This is a genomic window from Streptomyces regalis (assembly GCF_001509475.1).
Lineage (GTDB): Bacteria > Actinomycetota > Actinomycetes > Streptomycetales > Streptomycetaceae > Streptomyces > Streptomyces regalis.
In genome coordinates, this window is the sequence record NZ_LLZG01000206.1 from 1 (window position 1) to 1,627 (window position 1,627).

General features: G+C 67.9%; 1 protein-coding gene. It reads left to right on the forward strand.

The annotated features are described in order from the left end of the window. Positions 1–1,478 (forward strand): alpha-amylase family glycosyl hydrolase (locus ADL12_RS22240; protein WP_062704440.1); only part of this gene is annotated, 1,478 nt, incomplete at its 5' end. Between the last annotated feature and the right edge of the window lie 149 nt (positions 1,479–1,627).

A 1,627-nucleotide genomic window follows, 5' to 3' on the forward strand; every position in this document is an offset into this window, starting at 1 on the left:
TGGGGCGGTATCCGTTGCGGGATCTGGTGACGGCGTCGGATCCGTTGCCGCTGCTGGTGGAGCGGGAGCGGGCCCTGTACGGCTCCTGGTACGAGTTCTTCCCCCGCTCCGAGGGCACCCCGCAGCAGCCGCACGGCACGTTCCGCACCGCCGCGCGCCGGCTCCCGGCGATCGCCGCGATGGGCTTCGACGTGGTCTACCTGCCGCCCATCCACCCCATCGGCACCACCTTCCGCAAGGGCCCGAACAACACCCTGTCCGCCGGCCCCGACGACCCCGGCGTGCCCTGGGCCATCGGCTCTCCCGAGGGCGGCCACGACGCGATCCACCCCGGCCTGGGCACCCTGGAGGACTTCGACCACTTCGTGGCCCGGGCCGGTGAACTGGGCCTGGAGATCGCCCTGGACTTCGCCCTGCAGTGCTCCCCCGACCACCCCTGGGTGCACAAACACCCCGAGTGGTTCCACCACCGCTGCGACGGCACGATCGCCTACGCGGAGAACCCGCCGAAGAAGTACCAGGACATCTACCCCATCGCCTTCGACGCCGACATGGACGGCCTGATCACCGAGACCCTGCGCGTCCTCAAGCACTGGATGGCGCACGGGGTGCGGATCTTCCGCGTGGACAACCCGCACACCAAACCGGTCGTGTTCTGGCAGAAGGTCATCGCCGACATCAACCGCACCGACCCGGACGTGATCTTCCTGGCGGAGGCGTTCACCCGCCCGGCGATGATGCACACCCTGGCCCAGATCGGCTTCCAGCAGTCCTACACCTACTTCACCTGGCGCAACACCAAGCAGGAACTCACCGAGTACCTCACCGAGCTGTCCGGCGAGGCGGCCGCCTACATGCGGCCCAACTTCTTCGCCAACACCCCCGACATCCTGCACGAGTTCCTCCAGCACGGCGGCCGCCCCGCCTTCGAGCTCCGCGCCGTCCTCGCCGCCACCCTCTCCCCCACCTGGGGCATCTACAGCGGCTACGAACTGTGCGAGAACACCCCCCTGCGCACCGGCAGCGAGGAGTACCTCCACTCGGAGAAGTACCAGCTGCGACCCCGCGACTGGGAAACCGCCGCACGCGAAGGCCGCCGCACCATCACCCCCCTGATCACCCAGCTCAACGCCGTCCGGCGGGCCAATCCGGCCCTGCGGCAGTTGCGCGACCTCCACTTCCACCACGCGGACAAGGAAGCCGTGATCGTGTATTCGAAGCGCAGCGGATCGAACACGGTTCTGGTGGTCGCCAACCTCGACCCTCACCACACCCAGGAGGCCACGGTCTCGTTGGACATGCCGCAACTCGGCCTGGACTGGCACGAGTCGGTGCCGGTGCGCGACGAGCTCACCGGCGAGACCTACCACTGGGGCAGGGCGAATTACGTGCGTCTCGAACCGGGCACTCGTCCCGCGCACATCCTCACCGTCCTGCGACCGTCCACCCCGCAGATCGGAGGGTCACCCACAAAATGATCGTCAACGAGCCCGTTCAGGACACCTTCGAGGACACGCCTGCCAAGGATCGTGACCCGGATTGGTTCAAGCGCGCCGTCTTCTACGAGGTCCTGGTCCGCTCCTTCCAGGACAGCAACGGCGACGGCGTCGGCGACCTCAAAGGCCTC